Source organism: Tsukamurella conjunctivitidis, assembly GCF_007858475.1.
GTDB classification, from domain to species: Bacteria; Actinomycetota; Actinomycetes; order Mycobacteriales; family Mycobacteriaceae; genus Tsukamurella; species Tsukamurella conjunctivitidis.
Genome location: NZ_VIGX01000044.1, coordinates 1 through 1,271 on the forward strand (window position 1 = coordinate 1; position 1,271 = coordinate 1,271).

The following is a 1,271-nucleotide window of genomic DNA, read 5'->3' on the forward strand; positions in this document are numbered from 1 at the left end:
GGGACTGCTGCACGATCGGGTGACAGTGTCGGTGTCATGCCGCTGAGGCGGCTGTGTTGATGATCGTCTCGTATTCGACGGGCGTCAACCGGCCGAGGCGGACCTGACGGCGTCGGCGGTGGTAGGTCCGTTCGATCCAGGTGACGATCGCGATCCGCAGCTGCTCGCGGGTGGCCCACCGCTGCCGGTCGAGGACGTTGCGTTGCAGCAGCGCGAAGAACGATTCCATCGCTGCATTGTCGCCGGCGGCGCCGACGCGGCCCATCGATCCGACCAGGCCGTGCCGATTGAGTGCGGACACGAACTTCCGCGACCGGAACTGAGAACCCCTGTCCGAGTGGACAATACAACCAGCAACATCGCCGTCTCGGCGGGCGACCGCATGGTTGAGCGCAGCAACGGCGAGACGGGATTGCATGCGGTCATCGATGCTGTAGCCGACGATCCGCCCCGAGCAGGCATCCTTGATCGCGCAGAGGTAGAGCTTGCCTTCGTCGGTCCAGTGCTCGGTGATATCGGTCAACCACAATTGGTTCGGGGAGTCGGCGGTGAAGTCGCGTTCAACCAGGTCATCGTGCACCGGCGGCCCCGGCTTCTTACCGTTCTTCCCACGTTTCTTACCGAAGCTCGACCACCAGCCGTTGGCGCAGCAGATCCGCCACGCCGTCCTCGCGCTCATCGCCTGACCAGCGTGTTCGGCTTCGTCGGCGAGGAACCGGTACCCGAACTCCGGGTCCTCGCAGTGCGCATCGAACAGGGCGTTCGCCCGCGCGGCCGCGACCCGATCGGCGGTGGTGACCGCCTCCTTGAGCCACCGGTAGTAGGGCTGTCTGGCGAGCTTGAGTACCCGGCACGTCACCGCGACGGGGATTCCGTCGGCGGCGAGCTCCTTCACGAGCGGGTAGAACCTTTTCCCGGCAGGTTCGCCTGCGACAGATACGCCGCGGCCCGGCGCAGGACCTCATTCTCCTGCTCCAACAACCGGATTCGCTTGTTGGCCTCCCGCAACTCCGCCGACTGCCCCGACGTCATCCCAGGCTTGTTGCCGTCATCGATGTCGGCGCGTCGCATCCACTTCTGCAACGTCATCTCATGGATCCCGAAGTCCTTCGCGATCTGCGCGAGCGTCACACCGCTCTCACGATCCCGGGCAACCCGGACCACATCATCACGGAACTCTTTCGGATAAGGCTTAGGCACAGTAGTCATCCTTCCAGGCCGCCCTCCCGGGGCAAGCCAGATCAGATGTCACCTAACCGTGCACCAGTCCC

At 64.6% G+C, this 1,271-nt stretch carries 1 protein-coding gene; it reads right to left on the reverse strand.

Going from position 1 to position 1,271, the window contains the following annotated elements:
* Positions 1 to 34 precede the first annotated feature (34 nt).
* A protein-coding gene (locus FK530_RS24220; protein WP_109860712.1) for an IS3 family transposase occupies positions 35 to 1,200 on the reverse strand; the annotation gives its coding sequence in 2 pieces (ribosomal slippage) (positions 35 to 913 and positions 916 to 1,200; 1,164 coding nt in all).
* Positions 1,201 to 1,271 lie beyond the last annotated feature (71 nt).